Consider the following 17,723-nt stretch of genomic DNA (forward strand, 5'->3'; position numbering starts at 1 on the left):
CTATGCTGCAGAACCGCCCGGATGTGCCAATTCCGGCGTGCTGGCCCCGGGTGCTGCGGCGGGGACGGCGGCCGTCGGGCGGTGGCTCCGGTCCGCGTGTCGGCGGCGCCCGGTAGAAAGGAACCGGGTCGGGCGAGCGTCGCGACCTCGACAGGCCGTGGTCGGCGTCGGCCGGCCGTGGACCGCCGCGGGAAGTACGAGGAGTCACCGTGTTCCTGATGGACCAGCAGGACCCGTCCGCCGAGCCTCTGCTCGTGTTCTCGGCGAGCGACCTGGTCGCGGCCAGCGAGTGCGAGTACCGCCTGCTGCGCACGCTCGACGAGAAGGTGGGGCGTGCCGCGCACCCCGCGCTCGACGTCGACGACATGCTCGAGCGCACCGCGACCCTCGGCGACGTGCACGAGCAGCAGGTCCTCGAGGGCCTCGTGGAGCTCGTGGGCCGGGACGGCGTCCGGGAGATCCCGGTGCCGCGCTCGATGCGCCGCGAGCACCTCGACGCGGCCCACGCCGCGACGCTCGACGCCCTGCGGGACGGTGTCGACGTCGTCTACCAGGGGTCGTTCTTCGACGGTCGCTTCCACGGGCGCGCGGACTTCCTGATCCGTACGGACAGCCGGGCGGCCCAGGTCTCCCCGCACGCGGGCGGCCCGACGGCGTCGGGCACCGCGGGCGTGCCCGGCACCGGCGGCGCGGAGTACGCCGTGCACGACGCCAAGCTCGCGCGCCGTGCGAAGGTCCCCGCCCTGCTCCAGCTCGCGGCCTACGCCGACCAGCTCCTCGCCGCCGGCGTCCGCACCTCGCCCACGCTCCACCTGATCCTCGGGACCCGGGCCGTGACCGACCACCGGCTCGCGGACGTCCTGCCCGTCTTCCGCGAGCGGCGCACCGAGCTGCTGCGCCTCCTGGACACGCATCGCGCGGGCGGCGAACCCGTCCGCTGGGACGCCCCCGGCCTGCGGCAGTGCGGCACGTGCGCCTACTGCGCGCAGCAGGTCACCGAGCACGACGACGTGCTGCGGGTCGCGGGCCTGCGCAGCACCCAGCGGGTCCGGCTCCGCGCCGCCGGGATCACGACCATGACGCAGCTCGCGTCCGCGACCACCCCGCCCCCGGGGCTCGCGGCACGCACGTTCGAGACGCTGCGCGTCCAGGCGAGGCTCCAGGCCGGCCTGGTCGACGTGCCGGGCGACGGGGGAGGGGTGCCCGACGTCGGGCCCGGCCCCAGCGGGTCGGTCACGTGGAGCACGCCGGGGGCCGAGGACGTGGAGGGCACAGGGGTGGCAGCCCGGCCCGAGCAGCACACGCTGTCCTACGTCGTCGTGGACCCGGCCCCGCTGCGCGACCTGCCGCGCCCCGACCCCGGGGACGTCTTCTTCGACTTCGAGGGCGACCCGCTGTGGTCCGTCACGGACCCCGCCACGCGGGACATCACGTGGAACATCGACTACCTGTTCGGGCTCGTCGAGCGGCCGGGCAGCCCTGACGAGAAGCCCCCGTTCCGGGCGTTCTGGGCGCACGACCTGGAGCAGGAGAAGCAGGCCCTGATCGACTTCGTCGACTACCTGGCCAAGCGCCGCGCCCAGTACCCGGGGCTGCACGTCTACCACTACGCGTCGTACGAGAAGACGCACCTGCTGTCGATCGCGGCCCGCCACGGCGTGTACGAGCAGGAGGTCGACGACCTCCTGCGGCAGGGCGTCCTCGTGGACCTCTACGCGACCGTGCGGCACTCGCTCAAGGTGTCGGCGCCGTCGTACTCGATCAAGAAGCTCGAGCCGCTCTACATGGGCGACCAGCTCCGCGGCGGCGACGTCACGGACGCGGCGGCGTCCGTCGTGGCGTACGCGACGTACTGCGCGGCACGCGACGCGGGACGCACCGAGGAGGCCGAGCACCTGCTGCGCGGCATCGCGGACTACAACGAGTACGACTGCCTCTCGACGCTGCGCCTGCACGAGTTCCTGCTGGGGCTCGCGGGACGCTCGGCCCCCGCGACGAGCGACGTGACCGGCTCCCCGGCGGGCACGGGCTGGGAGGACGACCTGCCTCCCGCCCTCGAGCTCTCCGACGCGGAGGTCGCCCGTCGCGCCAAGCGCGCGGAGGCCGAGCAGGTCGAGCTCGACGTACGGGCTCTCGCGGGTGGCGTCGACGGCCGCTCGGGCGAGGGGCGGACCGACGACGAGGAGGCCGTCGCCCTGCTGGGTGCCGGCGTCGGGTACTACTGGCGCGAGGCCAAGCCGTTCTGGCAGGAGTACTTCGCGCGGCTCAAGGACCCCGTCGACCAGTGGCAGACCCCGCGCGCGTACTTCCTCGTGGAGCGCGCCGAGGTGATCGAGGACTGGGCGAGGGCCACACCGCGCAGCAACCCGTCGCGCCGCCTGCGCCTGTACGGCGAGCTGCCCGACGGCTCGGAGCTCAAGGCCGGGTACGACGGCGCCACGGCCCTCTTCGAGGGACCGGCACCCGACGGGATCGAGCCCGCGCACGGAGCCGTCCGCTGGTCCACCGGGAGCGTGCGGGTCCACGGCGTCGAGCGCGGACGCCTCGGCACCGGCCGTGAGGTCGACGTGCTCGACGTGCGGATGCCCGTGCCCAAGGGCGTCGCACCGCACGACGCGCTGCCCATGGCGCTCACGGTGGGGCAGGTGCTGCCCACTCCCCAGCAGGAGGCGTCGGTCCGGGCGCTCGCGGCCACCGTGCAGGCCCTCAACCCCGCCGGGTCGCGGTCGCCCCTGGTGCTCCCGGACCACCCCGCGCTCGACCTGCTGCGCCGGCGCCCGCCGCGCACGGTGTCCGGCGCCCCGCTCCCGACGCTGGGCGACGGCCCCGAGCGCTACATCGACGCCGTGACCGACGCCGTGCGTGACCTCGACGGCTCCTACCTGGGCGTCCAGGGCCCCCCGGGCACGGGCAAGACGCACCTCGCCTCGAAGGTCGTCGGGCGGCTCGTCGCGGAGGGGTGGCGCGTGGGCGTCGTCGCGCAGTCGCACGACGTCGTGGAGAACGTCCTCGCGGGTGTCATCGCCAAGGGCGGCGTGCCCGCGGACCGCGTGGGCAAGAAGGCGTCGGGCCCCAAGGGGCGGGACGTGTCGGCCGTCGGCCGCGAGGCGGGCGCAGGCCTGCCCGACGACGTCGCGGCCGCGGCCCTGCCCGACGGCTCACGGCTCGTCCCCTGGCGGCTCGTGGACTCCGCGCAGACCGCGGCCTTCGTCGCCGAGGGGCCTTGCGTCGTCGGCGGGACGGCCTGGGACCTCGCGCACGCCGAGCGCTTCGGGGACGGCGAGCTCGACCTGCTCGTGATCGACGAGGCCGGTCAGTTCTCGCTCGCCAACACGATCGCCGTCTCGCGCGCCGCGCAGCGGCTCCTTCTGCTGGGCGACCCGCAGCAGCTCCCGCAGGTCTCGCAGGGCCAGCACCCCGAGCCCGTGGACCAGTCGGCGCTCGGGTGGCTGACCCGCGCGGGCGGCGGGCACGACGTGCTGCCGCCCGAGTTCGGGTACTTCCTGGCCCGTTCGTGGCGCATGCATCCTGCGCTGTGCGACGCCGTGTCGGACCTCGCGTACGAGGGCCTGCTGCACGCGGAGGCCGCGGCCGGGGAGCGGCTGCTCGTGGGGGTCGAGCCCGGCGTGCACGTCGTCGAGGTCGAGCACGCGGGCAACGCGGTCTCCTCGGTCGAGGAGGCGCAGGAGATCGTGCGCCAGGTCAAGGCGCTGCTCGGGACGGCGTGGTACCCGCACGGACCGGCGGCCGGGGGGTCCCGGCCGCTCGGCCCGGAGGACTTCGTGGTCGTGGCCCCCTACAACGCGCAGGTGTGGACCGTGCGGCACGCGCTCCAGGCCGCGGGGCTCGGCGACGTGCGCGTGGGCACGGTCGACAAGTTCCAGGGCAAGGAGGCGCCCGTCGCGATCGTCTCCATGACGGCCTCGGCGCGCGAGGACGTGCCGCGCGGCATGGAGTTCCTGCTCTCGCGCAACCGGGTCAACGTCGCGGTCTCGCGCGGTCAGTGGTGTGCCGTCGTGGTCCGCTCGCCCCGGCTCACCGACTACCTGCCGAACCACCCCGAGGAGCTCGCCGAGCTGGGCGCGTTCATCGGGCTGTGCGGCGCGGGGACTCGTTCGCCGCTCCGCTGATCGCACCGCTGAGTGCGGAGCAGCTGTCGTCGCATGGGCCGTCTGGCGACAACTACTCCGCACTCAGGCGATCGGTCTCGAGGGGGCGGCTGGTGAGGTCGGTCCACCTGCTGGGTCCCGTGAGGGAGAGGGTGCGCACCCGAGGCCCCGGATGCAGGCGGTCGTCGGCGGCATAGCGCGCGGTGAGCTCGTCCTCCGCCTCCCGGTCGCCCTGGTCGGCACGGGCGAGCAGGGTCGCGATCTCGTCGACCAGCGTGAGGTCGGCGCCTTCGAGCGTGTCGTCCGTGCTCATCGCCCCCCACGTGTCCCACAGCAGCAGCTCGTCCCCCTGACGGTGGGCCAGCTCGAACAGGACGTAGTCGTGGACGAACCAGTCGCCGCGGACCGGCAGCCCGGGGTCGAGCCCGAACAGGTCCGCGTCCGCCAGCCCCGCACGGAGCGCGAGCCACGCGGTGGCCGCGGGCACGAAGGGCAGTGTCAGGTCCTCGCCGGTCACCCCCTTCTCGAGCGGGAGGTCGAGCGGGTCGAACGAGAAGGCCGGGTCACCAGCGGTGAGCTCGGGGTCCCAGCGCACCCAGCGGCCGTCTGCCCAGTGCTCGACGACGACGTGGTCGTGGTGGAAGCCGGGCGTGAAGTACGCCGCGAACCCCACACGGGTCCTGGCCGGGATGCCGTGCTCGCGCAGCACCCCGACCGCGAGCAGCGCGTGGTCCCGGCAGCAGCCTCCCACCCGGTCGCAGACCGCACGAGGCTCGGTGAGCGCGGTCCCGTGCCGGGAGTGGTCGAGGTCGAGGATCGTCGCGAGCCACCGGCTGTCGACGTCCGTGGCACGCTCGGCCGGCATCATGGCGGCCTCCGCGCGATAGTGCGCGATCACGTTGCGTGCCACCTGCCCCAGGGCGTCCGGGTCGGTGGGCACCGCCCGCAGGAGCCGGGCATGCTCCCCGGGTGAGGAGTACGGCGTGTGGGCCGCCCAGCGGGCGACCGACCGAGGGACGGCGGTGGTGCCGCTCGGCGCGAGGCGGCTGGACGGGTCGTTCATCGGATCCTCCGAGGTCGCGGTCACGAGCGGCGCGCGGCAGGGCACCAGTGTCGACCGTGGCGCGCGGCAGGGCAACGCGTCGGTCCGGTGGACCGTCGGCCACCCCCCCCGGCAAGGACCGGGCGAGCCAGGGCCTCAGAAGTCTCCGAAGCCGCCGAGGTCGCCGCCGCCGAAGTCCCCGAAGCCCCCACCCAGGTCGCCCGCGCCTCCGGCCTCGGTGAAGCCGGGCTCGCCGCCCGCCGTCTCGGCCCCGGCCTCGGTCGCCCCGGGGTCACCCTCGGTCGCGCCCGGGTCGCCGGCGCCAGAGGTGCCGCCGTCGCCCGCGAAGTCCGCCGTCGGGTCGCCGAACATCGGCCCGAACATCATGTTCGCGACCGCCGAGCCGATCACGACGCCCGCGATGGTGCCGAGCATGCTCGAGCCGATCATCGAGCCCATGCCCGGCGCGCCCTGCCGACCCCCGAACGACCGCTCGAGGGTCCCGGGGTTGCGCATCTCGGCGCGGGTCGCCATGCGGGCGAGCGACTGCGGGTCGTCGGAGGTCGCACGCTCCGCGGGCGGCACCTGCTGGCCGAGGTCGGTCAGGACGCGCCGGCGCTGCTCGGGGGTCAGCCTCTCGAACGCCTCGGCGTGCGCCTGCTCGACGGCCTCCGGGGGAGCGGTGCGCAGCAGGTACCGGTAGCGGTCGATCGCGACGTCGTCCTCGCTGCGCGCAGGCCCGGTGGGTGCGAGGGGTGGTGTGCCGTACGCGGGGGACTCGTGGCCGTCGTAGGTCGCGTGGCGGCGCGGCATCCCGTCGTCCTGCGGGGCGCGGCCGAGGAGGCGGTCGAGGAATCCCATGAGCGTGTCCTTTGGTCGAACCGGGCGCGGGCGGGTGCCCACACGGGTTCAACGCGGTGCCTGGCCCGTGCGTTCCGTCGAGGGCGCGATCCGGCCGCGACCCGCCCGGCGAGCCAGGGCGGGACCACGCGCTCAGCGCGGGGCGGGTTCCGGCACGTGGCCCACCCCGCCGAGCAGCCGGACGTTGAGCGTGCTGAAGCCGACCTCGAGCGCGTGGTACTGCTCGTGCACGCGCACGCCCTGCCCGGCAGCGAGGTCGAGCGCGGTGTGGTGCCACACCCGGCACGCCCCCTCGCCGGTCGTGTACTCCACGACGACCTCGGCACCGGCGTCGACCGACCGCACCGCGAGCACGACCCCGTCGCGCCAGCCCCAGGGCCGGTTGCGGAGCATGCGGCCGTGGAGGGCGTGCAGGAGGTGCCCGGGGCCGAACTGGCGGCACACGACGGACGGGGGGCAGGCGGCAGCGGAGGCTGCCTCACGGTCCACGACGCGCTCGGCCATGGTGCTCCTTCTCTCCGTGCCCGACGGCGGAGCTCCCCCGCGTGCGGAGACCTCGCCCGGGACAGCCCCGGGTGAGGGGCACGAGGAGGTGCGCTGCGGCGTCGGGCCTCGCTCTTCCCCCACGGACGCGGGGGCGGGTCTTCCTCCGGGAGCACCGTGCGCGATCACGCGGTTGCCGGACCAGCACGCCGGAGGGCGGTTCGCTGGTCCTCTGGACCGTTCTCAGTTCTACCACGGCGTCACGGACCGAGCACGGGGGCTCCTGGTCCTGGACGCACGAGTGCCCCCGACCGGCGAACCGGTCGGGGGCACTCGATCAATGATCAGGTTCGCCCGGAGGCGAGTGAGATCAGAGCGGGCGGATGTTCTCCGCCTGCGGGCCCTTGGGGCCCTGCGTCACGTCGAACTCGACGCGCTGGTTCTCCTCGAGCGAGCGGAAGCCCTGCGTCTGGATGGCGGAGTAGTGCGCGAACACGTCGGCGCTGCCGTCCTCAGGTGCGATGAAGCCGTAGCCCTTTTCGCCGTTGAACCACTTCACGGTTCCCAATGCCATGGGGATCTCCTTCTAGAGTTTCAAACAGCTCCATGATCTGGAGCCGAACATCACGGTGTTCGTCGTCAACTCTTGGGTAACAAGGTTCGCGGTGGCATGGGGCCGTTGCGCAAGGACAAGCGAGGCACTGCAATCTCACCGGCTACGGTACAGGGGGAAGTGCGACTGTGCTAGCCCTGGGAGGTAACGAGTCAAGCACGCGTGTCGCCCAACAGGGTCAGGGGCCTGCAAAACGGGCACCGGCACGAGCACCGGACCCGGACCCCGCGTGGCGTCCGCGACGCCCCGCCGAGCGTCCGCCACCGAGGTGAGCACGCCGTCGAACCGGGGGATCACCCCAGGTCCGACGCCTGCGAGAGGCCCGACCCGCCGTCGGGGACGGTTCTGCGAGGCGCCGGCTCACGGCACGCAGGGTCGACGACCCGTTGCGCCAGGAGAGGACACTGGTCACAGCATCGCGCATCCGGCGCCCCGCGGGCACGGCGACCACCGGTCCGGGCACGGCCGGTCGTGCCCCGGCGAGCCCTGCCGCGTCGGGTGGAAGCCCCCGCGGGCGCCCGGTAGAACTGGAGGATGGTGTCTCCCACGCAGGTCCCCGACGTCCTCCTGAACAACGGTGTCGCCGTCCCGCAGGTCGGGCTCGGTGTCTTCAAGGTCCCCGAGGACGCCACGCAGCGCACCGTCGAGCTGGCCCTCGAGGCCGGGTACCGGCACATCGACACCGCAGCCGGCTACTACAACGAGGCCGGTGTCGGGGCCGCGCTGCGCGCGACCGGGCTGCACCGCCGCGAGATCTTCGTGACGACCAAGCTCCGCAACGGCGACCAGGGCTTCGAGTCCGCGCTGCAGGCGTTCGAGGACTCGCGCGAGGCGCTCGACGTCGAGGTCGTCGACCTCTACCTCGTCCACTGGCCCGTCCCCAGCAGGGGCCTCTACGTCGAGACCTGGCGAGCCTTCGAGAAGCTGTACGCCGACGGCGCCGCCCGCGCGATCGGCGTCTCCAACTTCCTGCCCGACCACCTCGCGCGGCTCCTGGCAGAGACCGACGTCGTGCCCGCCGTGAACCAGATCGAGGTCCACCCGACCTACCAGCAGCGCGCGACGCAGGACGCGACCCGGGCCGCGGGCATCGCGGTCGAGGCGTACTCACCCCTCGGGCGCGGCACCGACCTCGACGCCCCCGCGGTCACCTCGATCGCCGAGACGCACGGCGTCACGCCCGCCCAGGTCGTCCTGCGCTGGCACCTGCAGCACGACCGGATCGTGATCCCCAAGTCGGTCGACCCCAGGCGCATCGCGACGAACATCGACCTGTTCGGCTTCGAGCTGACCGCCGGCGAGGTCGCGGCGATCGACGGCCTCGACTCCGACGTCCGGCTCGGCTCCGACCCCGCGACGGCCGCGTTCTCGCAGTACCCCTCCTGAGGCCGTACCCCTCCTGAGGCCGTACCCCTCCTGAGACGGCGGCCCCTCCTGAGACGGCGGCCTCTCCCGACCGCGGGAAGGCCGTCCGCCCGCGGTCCGACGGACCGGCGCGCGTCCCCACGACGGGCCACAGGGGGGCCACCTCGACCCCCCGCGGGCCGGCACGGCAGACTGTGCCCCGCCCCGGCGCTGCGCCGGGGGCGTGCCGACCCAAGGAGCCCAACGATGCGCCACATCCTGGACGCGATGACCGTGGCCGTGAGCGCCGCCCCCGAGAACGCGGTCCTGCGCGTGCAGTTCGCGCGGCTCCTCCTCCAGGCCGAGCAGCCCGCGCAGGCGCTCGAGCAGGCGAGCGCGGCCCTGCGGCTCGACCCGACGAGCACGGACGCGCTCGACCTCGTGACGCGCGCCGCGACCTCGCTCGCGGACGGGAGCGACGGCGTGCCGACGCGTTCCGAGGAGGCGGGAGCGGCGCCGTCGGGCGTTCCCGGGCCGGTGGCGCCGCCGGCCGCGCCCGGGGCGGACCACCCCGCGCCGCCTTCTGTGCCCGCCGCGGCCGAGGTCGGGAGCGCCCCGGCCCCGTCGGTCGACTGGGACCGGATGGAGCAGGAGGTCGGGGTCGCGCTCCCCGCCCCGTTCCTCCGGACGGGCGTCGACGACGACCCCTCGGACGCCAACGGGCTGCTCGACGTGTCGCGCGAGACCGTCACGCTCGCCGACGTCGGGGGCCTCGACCAGGTCAAGAAGCGCATCCACGAGGCCTTCCTCGAACCGATGCGCAACCAGGAGATCGCGCGCGCGTTCGGCAAGTCGATGCGCGGTGGGCTCCTCCTGTACGGACCGCCCGGGACGGGCAAGACGTTCATGGCCCGCGCGGTGGCCGGGGAGCTCGGCGCCCGGTTCCTCACCGTCACGCTCGCGGACATCCTCGACAAGTACATCGGCGAGAGCGAGCACAACCTGCACGACCTGTTCCAGCGCGCGCGCCGCCTCGCGCCCGCCGTCCTCTTCCTCGACGAGGTCGACGCGATCGGTGGCAAGCGGGCCGGGTACTCGAGCTCCTCGGGCATGCGGACCGTCGTCAACCAGCTGCTCCAGGAGATGGACGGGATCGGGTCGGACAACGACGGCCTGTTCGTCCTGGGGGCGACGAACCATCCCTGGGACGTCGACACCGCGCTCCTGCGGCCCGGGCGCTTCGACCGAGTGGTCCTGGTCCTGCCGCCCGACGAGCCCGCCCGGTACGCGATCCTGCGGCACCACCTCAAGGGGCGGCCCGTCGCGGGGATCGACCTGGACGTGATCGTCGCGCGGACCGACGGGTTCTCCGGCGCCGACCTCGAGCACCTGTGCTCGTCGGCGGCGGAGAAGGCCATGATGGCCTCGATCGAGAGCGGCCAGGTGCGGCCGATCTCCATGGCCGACGTCCTGGCGACCCTCCGCGAGGTGCGACCCTCGACGACCGCGTGGCTGCAGTCCGCGCGCAACGTCGTGACGTTCGCGAACGCCGACGGGAGATACGACGAGCTCGCGGCCTACCTGCGGGCCCGGCGGATGCTGTGACGCTCGCGGACGCGTCGGAGCTCGTCCGGACCGTCCTCGGACGCGTCGAGCTGCTCGACGAGGTCGGGCGGGGCGAGGACGCGCTCGCACTGGTCGTGGCGACGCTCCGCGAGGAGCCCGACGACGCCCGCCTGCTCCTGTCGGCCGCGTCGCTCTGCCTGGGGCTGCGCCGCACCGACGAGGCCCTGAGGTACGCGCAGGCCGTGGTGGCCGTCGCTCCCGACCTCGCGGTCGCCCACCTGCTGGCCTCGGTCGCGCTGCTCGACCTGGGCGACGCACGAGGCGCCCGGTCCGCGGTCGAGCGATGCCTCGCGCTGGACCCGGACGACGCGGCCGCGCACGGCCAGCACGCGTACGTGCTGCTCGCGGGTCGCCCGCGAGCAGCGGACAAGGCGCGGGCGCGGGCGGCGTCGGGTCGGTCGCTCGAGCTCTCGCCCGAGGACCCCCGGGTCCTGTACGACGCCGCCATGATCCGGAACCGGCTCGGCAGCCAGGACGAGGCGCGTGGCCTGGTCCTGCGGGGACTGGAGCTCGCGCCGGAGGACGCCGACCTGCTCGTGGCCCTGGCGCGGCTCACGCCCGACGGGACCGCTTCCCTCGACGGCGTCCTCGCGGACAACCCGATGCACGCCGAGGCCGGGCTCCTGCTCCACCACCAGGTCTGGCAGCAGATGGAGGGGTTCGGGCGGGTCGCGGTCCGGGTCGGCACGCTCGCCCTGGTCCTCGTCGGCGCGGTCATGAGCGACCGCGGCATCGGGTTCGCGCCGTCGTGCGCCGTCGTGCTCATGGTCCTGCTCGTCGTGGGCTCGGTGCGCGCGCAGCGCGGCCTGAGGAGAACCTCCCGGCCCTACCTGGAGCGATCGTTCCGCGCGGGAGGACGGCCGACCCGTGCGGCCTTCGCGCTCACGGTGGCCGGTCTCGTGGGGGTGCTCGCCGCCGTCGTGGGGCTCTTCGTGGTGCAGGACGCGGTGTCCGCCCGGTACCTGGTGGTCCTGGCGGCCGTCTCCGTGCTGCTGGCCGGTGCGGGACGCACGATCCTGACGCCTTCCCTGTACCTGGTCGGGCGGGCCCAGGGGCTCTACCCGGACTCCGCTGCGGGGGCCGACCAGCTCGAGCACGCACGGCGTCACGTGCGCCGGGCCGTCCTGGCCAGGTTCGTCGTCGTCGTCCTCGTCGCCGTCGTCGTCGTCGGTCGGTTCCCCGCGACCGGGCGGACCGACGCGCTCGCGGCTGCGCTCCTGGGCGCGACGATGTTCCTGTCCCCGTCCGTGGCGGCGTGGTGGGCGATCGAACGGATGCTGCGCACCGGGTCGGTCGCCACCGCCTCGGCCCCGGGCGGGCTGTCCCGGGTGGCGCTCGTGGCCTCGGCCGTGCTCGTGCTCCTGTCCGGGGTGGTCGGCCTCGTGCAGGTACCCGTCGGGGCCAACGCGTACGACGCCCACGGCAGGTACGTCCGGCCTGCCGACGGACCGGACGACGACCCGGCCTCCTGCGGCGGTGCGGCGTCGGGGCCCTGCGCGGACGTCCACGTCCCACCGGGCGTCGACGTCTCGACGTTCGACCCGCCGCCCGTCGACATCCCGACCTTCGACGTCCCCGACATCGACCTGGGAGCGCTCGACCCGACCCCGCCCGCCGACGCGGTGCCGGATCGAGACGTTCCCGTGACGACGCCGTAACGCGGGACGGAGTCTCGCGTAACCGCGTCCGCATACGTTCCAGGCACACGGGTCGCCGGACCCGCGCCCGGGGAGCACGAGGGCGCACTGTCCGGATCGCCGGGTGTGGGTCCCTGGTTGCAATTGTGCATCTGGGGTTTCGCGCTCGTCCGACCTGTGCCATCGTTCAGCACGTTATTCAGTGCTGAATATTCAGGTGATCCACCGCGGGTGCGAGGTCTCTGAGCACCCAGGTGCGATCTGGGCGCACGGAGGTTCGGAATGCAACGCACAGCACGTCGAACGACGGGTGGGCTGGCTCTCGCGCTGGCCGCCACCCTCGCCATCACCGCATGCGGTACCCAGTCTCAGGGGGACAACGGAGGTTCGACAGAGTCGTCGAGCGAGTCAGGGTCGGCCGATCTCGCGATCGTGCCTTCCGTCCAGATCGACATCGACGGCGCGGAGGTCCCTGTCGAGACCTCGGGTGATCCCGTCGACCCGGCCGGTGACGGAACGGCGGAGTGCGCCGAAGGCACCTCGATCGCCATGGCCGGCGCACTGACCGGGCCCAACGCGGCGCTCGGCCAGAACATCCTCTACGGCGCCAAGGTCGCCGTGGACGAGTTCAACGCCGCCAACGCGGGCTGCCAGATCACCATCAAGGAGTTCGACACCGAGGGCGACCCGCAGAAGGCGACCCAGGTCGCGCCGCAGATCGTCGGCGACGCGAGCGTGCTCGCGCTCCTCGGCCCGGCGTTCTCGGGCGAGACCTCCGCGACGGGCGACGTCTTCAGCCAGGCGGGCCTCCCGTCGCTGTCGGCGTCGGCCACCAACCCGGACATCACCAAGAACGGCTGGAAGACGTTCTTCCGCGGTCTCGCGAACGACGCGGTCCAGGGCCCGGCGGTCGCCAAGTACATGGTGGACACGCTCGGTTACGACAAGGTCTGCGTCGTCCAGGACAACTCGGACTACGGCGTCGGCCTCGCCACGGAGATCACCGCGGGCCTCGGCGACGCGGCGGACGACTCGTGCTCGGCCGAGGTCAAGGTCGGGGACAAGGACTTCGCGGCGGCCACGCAGATCATCTCGAGCTCGGACGCCGACGCGGTCTTCTACGCCGGCTACTACGCCGAGGCCGCGCCGTTCGCGCAGCAGCTGCGTGACGCGGGTGTCGAGATCCCGTTCGTGTCCGCGGACGGCACCAACGACCCGCAGTTCGTGACCCAGGCGGGCGCGGCGTCCAAGGGCGCGATCCTGTCCTGCCCGTGCGGCCCGGCTCCCGACGAGTTCGCCGCAGCGTACGAGGCCCTCAACGGCCAGGCCCCGGGCGTCTACTCGACCGAGGGCTACGACCTCGCGACGATCATGCTCACGGGCATCGCGTCCGGGGTCACGGACCGCGCCGGGATGCTCGACTACGTGACGAACTACGACGGTGAGGGCCTCGCCCGCACCTACAAGTGGGACGACACGGGCGAGCTCTCGTCGGCCCTGATCTGGATCTACGAGGTCGAGTAGCCGGTCGGCGCCTGCTGATCCGGAGCGCCGCCCCCTTCCCGGCCGAGAGCGACCGGGCCGGGGGCGGCGTGCTCTGACGGCAGGCGCCGAGCGGGTCGTGGTCCCTTGCGTCCCCCGGTGGGGCGGGGGCACCACGGCCGGCCGACCGCCCTCCCACCGGCTTCAAGGAGCACCATGTCGATGCTCGTCCACGGCGTCCTCGCCGCTGACCCTCTCATCGGATTCGACCTCGCGGCCCTGGGCCGCAACTTCTGGGCCCTCACCGTCGACGGCCTGACCTACGGCGCCGTCTACGCGCTCGTCGCGGTGGGCTACACGCTCGTCTACGGCGTGCTGCGACTCATCAACTTCGCCCACTCCGAGATCTTCATGCTCGGCATGTTCGGGCAGTACGCCACGCTGCTCGCCCTCGGGTTCTACCCGAGCGGCGACGCGTTCGACAAGGGCATCCTGCTCACGATCCTCTACCTGGGGATCGCGATGATCGGCGGCATGGTGGTCGCGGGAGGGGCCGCCGTCGGGCTCGAACGCGTGGCCTACAGACCCCTGCGCAAACGCGGGGCCCCGTCGCTCGTCTTCCTCATCACCGCGATCGGTGCGTCGTTCGTGATCCAGGAGTTCGTGCACTTCGTGCTCCCGGCCCTGACGGGCGGCGAGCTGGGCGGCGTGAACGCCGAGCAGCCCATCCGGCTGGTCGAGCCGGAGGTCCAGTTCACGCTGTTCGGGGCCAACGTCACCAACGTGTCGCTCATCATCATCTTCTCGGCGCTGATCCTGGCGCTCGCGACCGACATGTTCATCAACCGGACCAAGTTCGGGCGCGGCATCCGGGCCGTCGCGCAGGACCCCGTCACGGCGACCCTCATGGGGGTCTCGCGCGAGCGCATCATCATGCTGACGTTCCTCATCGGCGGCATCCTCGCCGGGGCCGCGGCGCTGCTGTACACGCTCCGCGTCCCCAACGGGATCATCTACTCGGGCGGGTTCATCCTCGGGATCAAGGCGTTCTCCGCCGCGGTCCTCGGCGGGATCGGGAACCTGCGCGGGGCGCTGCTCGGTGGCCTGCTGCTGGGCGTCATGGAGAACTACGGCCAGGTCGTGTTCGGGACGGAGTGGCGCGACGTCGTCGCGTTCGTCCTGCTGATCGTGGTCCTGATGTTCCGTCCGACGGGCATCCTCGGCGAGTCCTTGGGGAGGGCACGAGCATGAGCACCAGCACTCCTGCAGAGAGCAACGGCGCGGCGGGCACGAACGGCGCGGCGCAGCCCGTACGCCCTCGTCCCGAGCTCCCGCCCGCGGGCCAGACGCCCGTCAGGCAGCGCGCGCACGGCGGGGCGGGCGACCGGCTCCGGCTGTGGTGGGACGCCCTCGCGCGTCCAGCGCAGTGGGGGATCGGGGTCCCGTTCGTCGTGTTCATCGCGCTCCTGCCGATCCTGAACATCCCGGTCCTGACCACGGTCGGCACCAACTTCGGGGCCGTCATGGCGCAGTTCGGCATGTACGCGCTCATCGCGATCGGCCTCAACGTCGTGGTGGGGCAGGCGGGCCTGCTCGACCTCGGCTACGTGGGCTTCTACGCGATCGGGGCGTACACGCTCGCGATCCTCACGAGCCCCGACAGCCCCTGGAACGTGACGCAGCCCGAGGGGTGGCTCTCGGACGACTGGGCGTGGCTCGCGATCCTGCCGGTCGCGGTCGCGATCACGGCCATGTCGGGCCTGGTCCTGGGGTCGCCGACGCTGCGCCTGCGCGGCGACTACCTCGCGATCGTCACGCTGGGCTTCGGCGAGATCGTGCGGCTGCTCGCGGACAACCTGGACGAGATCACGGGTGGTGGCCAGGGCCTCAAGTCGGTCGCCTATCCGCGCCTGGGGGTCACCGAGGAGCTGCCCAACGGCGTGTTCTCGGCGGGCAACGTGGGGAGCACCCTGAACTCGGGCGTGTGGTGGTTCTGGTTGTCGCTCGTCTTCATCATCATCTCGCTCATGCTCGTGGGGAACCTGGAGCGTTCGCGCGTGGGCCGGGCGTGGGTCGCGATCCGTGAGGACGAGGACGCGGCCGAGATCATGGGCGTGCCCACGTTCAAGTTCAAGCTGTGGGCGTTCGTCATCGGGGCGTCGATCGGCGGCGTCTCGGGTGCGATCTACGCGGGCCAGGTGCAGTTCGTCATCCCGACGAACTTCAACATCATCAACTCGGTGCTGTTCCTGTGCGCGGTGGTCCTCGGCGGCCAGGGCAACAAGCTGGGCGTGATCCTCGGGGCGTTCATCATCGTGTACCTGCCGAACTTCTTCCTGGGGCGCACGTCCCTGTTCGGCATCCCGATCGACGGCAGCGAGATCGCCAACTACAAGTACCTGTTCTTCGGGGTCGCGCTCATGGTCCTCATGATCTTCAGGCCGCAAGGGCTGATACCGGTCCGGCAGAAGCTCCTGACGTACGGGCGCGAGCTGTACGTCGCGGCACGCCGCACGCTCGCCAAGATGTCCGACGGCGGACCGCAGGCCGCGTACGCGACGTCCGCCCCGGCGTCGGGCACGGTGGGCACGCGGAGCGGTGGTGCCGACGGCGCCGCCACGATGGAGCGCACGGGCGACGACGAGCCCACCGACGGGAGGAACCGATGAGCAACGATCCTGGTGGCATGGGCGCCGGCGGCGAGGTCGGCGACGCGCACCTGTCCCTGTCCGCGGACGCGGGCGCACCCATGGCCGAGAAGTACCTGCCCGGCGCGGGGCTCGACGAACCCGTGCTGGTCGACGTGACCGAGGTGCGGCCCGAGCTCGCGGACTCCGCGCTGGTCGACGCGATCGTCGCGGCCGACCGCACGGTCCGCACCGAGGTGGGCGAGCCGCTGCTGCGGATGGAGGACGTGTCGGTCGTGTTCGGCGGTCTGACGGCCCTGGACAGCGTGTCGTTCGACATCCGGCGCGGGGAGATCCTGGGGCTCATCGGCCCCAACGGGGCCGGGAAGACCACGGCCTTCAACGCCATGACGGGGGTCTACCGGCCCACGAAGGGGCTCGTGCGCTTCGACGGGCAGGTCCTGGGCAAGGCCAAGCGGAACCAGATCACGCGCCTGGGCATCGCCCGGACCTTCCAGAACATCCGGCTCTTCAACGAGATGACGGCTCTGGAGAACGTGGTCGTCGGGACCGACGCGCGGCACCGGACCTCGGTGCCCGGGGCGTTGCTGCGCACCAGGCGGCACCGGCAGGAGGAGCGCGACGCGATCGACCGGTCCATGGCGATCCTCGAGTTCGTCGGTGTCGGGGCCCGGGCGACGGAGAAGGCACGCAACCTGTCGTACGGCGAGCAGCGGCGCCTGGAGATCGCGCGGGCGCTCGCGACCGAGCCCAAGCTGCTGTGCCTCGACGAGCCCGCGGCAGGCTTCAACCCGGCGGAGAAGGAGGCCCTCATGGACCTCATCCGCCACATCCGTGACGACGGGTACACGGTCCTGCTGATCGAGCACGACATGCGCCTCGTGCGAGGCGTGACCGACCGGATCGTGGTGCTCGAGTTCGGCAAGGTCATCGCCGAGGGCACGCCGGAGGACGTCACGGCCGACCCCAAGGTCATCGCCGCCTACCTGGGCGTGCCCGACGAAGAGCTGGCCGAGGGAGACGCAGATGCCCCTGCTTGAGATCACCGACATGACGGTCGCCTACGGGCGGATCGAGGCCGTGCGCGGCGTGTCGATCACGGTCGAGGAGGGTGAGCTCGTGACCCTCATCGGCGCCAACGGTGCGGGGAAGACGACGACCATGCGCGCGGTCTCGGGTATCCGTCCGCTGTCGCGCGGGAAGATCCTGTTCGACGGCAAGGACATCTCCCGGATGAAGCCGCACCTGCGGGTCCTCGAGGGGATCGTGCAGGCACCGGAGGGGCGCGGGATCTTTCCGGGCATGACGGTCCTGGAGAACCTCGAGATGGGGGCGTACGGGCGCACGTTCGAGTCGAAGGCCGTGCACGACGAGACCCTGGCCCGCGTCTTCGAGCTGTTCCCGCGCCTCGAGGACCGCACGTCGCAGGTGGGCGGCACCATGTCCGGGGGCGAGCAGCAGATGCTCGCGATCGGGCGTGCGCTCATGGCCCGGCCGCGGCTCATGCTGCTCGACGAACCGTCCATGGGGCTCGCGCCCATGGTCATCCAGCAGATCTTCCGGATCATCTCGGAGATCAACGCGCAGGGCACCACGGTGCTGCTCGTGGAGCAGAACGCGCGGCAGGCGCTGTCGCGCTCGCACCGCGCGTACGTGCTGGAGACGGGTGAGGTCGTGCGCTCGGGGGGTGGGCGCGAGCTGCTCGCGGACCCGAGCATCAAGGAGGCGTACCTCGGGGTCGCGTGACGGGACGCCTGTGCACACTGTCCCCAGGTCTGTGGATAACTTTGTGGACAGGCATGGGGACAACGTGCCGGACCCGGTGGACGACGGTGTGGACGACGGTGGACGACGCCGACGGCGGGCGGCTCCTGGCGG

The 17,723-nt window shown here is 72.7% G+C and carries 13 protein-coding genes and 1 riboswitch; of the genes, 9 read left to right on the plus strand and 4 right to left on the minus strand.

Annotated elements, in window-relative coordinates; all coding sequences use genetic code 11:
- Window positions 1-218: 218 nt before the first annotated feature.
- Complete coding sequence (locus tag NHG27_RS13820) at window positions 219-4,130, plus strand: TM0106 family RecB-like putative nuclease (protein ID WP_497016669.1); 3,912 nt, start codon at window positions 219-221, stop codon at window positions 4,128-4,130.
- A gap of 52 nt (window positions 4,131-4,182) precedes the next feature.
- On the opposite strand, the gene NHG27_RS13825 is transcribed toward NHG27_RS13820, so the two are convergent.
- From NHG27_RS13825 to NHG27_RS13840, 4 genes are all read right to left on the minus strand, one after another.
- Complete coding sequence (locus NHG27_RS13825; RefSeq protein ID WP_497016670.1) at window positions 4,183-5,172, minus strand: transglutaminase-like domain-containing protein; 990 nt, start codon at window positions 5,170-5,172, stop codon at window positions 4,183-4,185.
- A 135-nt stretch (window positions 5,173-5,307) separates the two neighbouring features.
- Window positions 5,308-6,012 carry a hypothetical protein gene (locus tag NHG27_RS13830; RefSeq protein WP_497016671.1) on the minus strand — a complete coding sequence of 235 codons (705 nt, stop codon included), beginning with the start codon at window positions 6,010-6,012 and terminating at the stop codon, window positions 5,308-5,310.
- Window positions 6,013-6,144: 132 nt separating this feature from the next.
- Window positions 6,145-6,516: a hypothetical protein gene (locus NHG27_RS13835; protein WP_497016672.1), complete on the minus strand. Its 372-nt coding sequence runs from the start codon at window positions 6,514-6,516 to the stop codon at window positions 6,145-6,147.
- Window positions 6,517-6,621: 105 nt separating this feature from the next.
- Window positions 6,622-6,734: riboswitch (SAM riboswitch) on the minus strand.
- A 131-nt stretch (window positions 6,735-6,865) separates the two neighbouring features.
- Complete coding sequence (locus NHG27_RS13840; protein WP_030152390.1) at window positions 6,866-7,069, minus strand: cold-shock protein; 204 nt, start codon at window positions 7,067-7,069, stop codon at window positions 6,866-6,868.
- A 573-nt stretch (window positions 7,070-7,642) separates the two neighbouring features.
- Here NHG27_RS13840 and NHG27_RS13845 point away from each other — a divergent pair.
- The 8 genes from NHG27_RS13845 to NHG27_RS13880 all read left to right on the plus strand — a co-directional run bounded on the left by NHG27_RS13845 (window position 7,643) and on the right by NHG27_RS13880 (window position 17,591).
- Window positions 7,643-8,494 carry an aldo/keto reductase gene (locus tag NHG27_RS13845; protein WP_497016673.1) on the plus strand — a complete coding sequence of 284 codons (852 nt, stop codon included), beginning with the start codon at window positions 7,643-7,645 and terminating at the stop codon, window positions 8,492-8,494.
- 225 nt (window positions 8,495-8,719) lie between these two features.
- Window positions 8,720-10,057: an AAA family ATPase gene (locus NHG27_RS13850; protein WP_497016674.1), complete on the plus strand. Its 1,338-nt coding sequence runs from the start codon at window positions 8,720-8,722 to the stop codon at window positions 10,055-10,057.
- A complete protein-coding gene (locus NHG27_RS13855; RefSeq protein ID WP_497016675.1) occupies window positions 10,054-11,736 on the plus strand; it encodes a CHAT domain-containing protein in 1,683 nt (560 codons plus the stop codon). Before NHG27_RS13850 ends, NHG27_RS13855 begins: the two co-directional genes overlap by 4 nt.
- Window positions 11,737-12,147: 411 nt before the next feature.
- Window positions 12,148-13,239, plus strand: coding sequence for a branched-chain amino acid ABC transporter substrate-binding protein (locus NHG27_RS13860; RefSeq protein WP_321575366.1), 1,092 nt, complete (start codon window positions 12,148-12,150; stop codon window positions 13,237-13,239).
- A gap of 174 nt (window positions 13,240-13,413) precedes the next feature.
- Window positions 13,414-14,448 carry a branched-chain amino acid ABC transporter permease gene (locus NHG27_RS13865; RefSeq protein ID WP_193719801.1) on the plus strand — a complete coding sequence of 345 codons (1,035 nt, stop codon included), beginning with the start codon at window positions 13,414-13,416 and terminating at the stop codon, window positions 14,446-14,448.
- Window positions 14,445-15,866: a branched-chain amino acid ABC transporter permease gene (locus NHG27_RS13870; protein ID WP_497016676.1), complete on the plus strand. Its 1,422-nt coding sequence runs from the start codon at window positions 14,445-14,447 to the stop codon at window positions 15,864-15,866. The genes NHG27_RS13865 and NHG27_RS13870 overlap by 4 nt, the downstream gene beginning before the upstream one ends.
- Window positions 15,863-16,885: an ABC transporter ATP-binding protein gene (locus NHG27_RS13875; RefSeq protein ID WP_193719799.1), complete on the plus strand. Its 1,023-nt coding sequence runs from the start codon at window positions 15,863-15,865 to the stop codon at window positions 16,883-16,885. The genes NHG27_RS13870 and NHG27_RS13875 overlap by 4 nt, the downstream gene beginning before the upstream one ends.
- Window positions 16,872-17,591, plus strand: coding sequence for an ABC transporter ATP-binding protein (locus NHG27_RS13880; RefSeq protein ID WP_193719798.1), 720 nt, complete (start codon window positions 16,872-16,874; stop codon window positions 17,589-17,591). The genes NHG27_RS13875 and NHG27_RS13880 overlap by 14 nt, the downstream gene beginning before the upstream one ends.
- Window positions 17,592-17,723: the final 132 nt, after the last annotated feature.

It is taken from the genome of Oerskovia sp. 140933, assembly GCF_059651515.1.

Coding starts and splice junctions, on each gene's coding strand:
- NHG27_RS13875 (WP_193719799.1), top strand. CDS start 15,863: ATGAGCAACGATCCTGGTGGCATGGGCGCCGGCGGCGAGGTCGGCGAC.
- NHG27_RS13845 (WP_497016673.1), top strand. CDS start 7,643: ATGGTGTCTCCCACGCAGGTCCCCGACGTCCTCCTGAACAACGGTGTC.
- NHG27_RS13825 (WP_497016670.1), bottom strand. CDS start 5,172: ATGAACGACCCGTCCAGCCGCCTCGCGCCGAGCGGCACCACCGCCGTC.
- NHG27_RS13880 (WP_193719798.1), top strand. CDS start 16,872: ATGCCCCTGCTTGAGATCACCGACATGACGGTCGCCTACGGGCGGATC.
- NHG27_RS13835 (WP_497016672.1), bottom strand. CDS start 6,516: ATGGCCGAGCGCGTCGTGGACCGTGAGGCAGCCTCCGCTGCCGCCTGC.
- NHG27_RS13850 (WP_497016674.1), top strand. CDS start 8,720: ATGCGCCACATCCTGGACGCGATGACCGTGGCCGTGAGCGCCGCCCCC.
- NHG27_RS13865 (WP_193719801.1), top strand. CDS start 13,414: ATGTCGATGCTCGTCCACGGCGTCCTCGCCGCTGACCCTCTCATCGGA.
- NHG27_RS13830 (WP_497016671.1), bottom strand. CDS start 6,012: ATGGGATTCCTCGACCGCCTCCTCGGCCGCGCCCCGCAGGACGACGGG.
- NHG27_RS13820 (WP_497016669.1), top strand. CDS start 219: ATGGACCAGCAGGACCCGTCCGCCGAGCCTCTGCTCGTGTTCTCGGCG.
- NHG27_RS13840 (WP_030152390.1), bottom strand. CDS start 7,069: ATGGCATTGGGAACCGTGAAGTGGTTCAACGGCGAAAAGGGCTACGGC.
- NHG27_RS13870 (WP_497016676.1), top strand. CDS start 14,445: ATGAGCACCAGCACTCCTGCAGAGAGCAACGGCGCGGCGGGCACGAAC.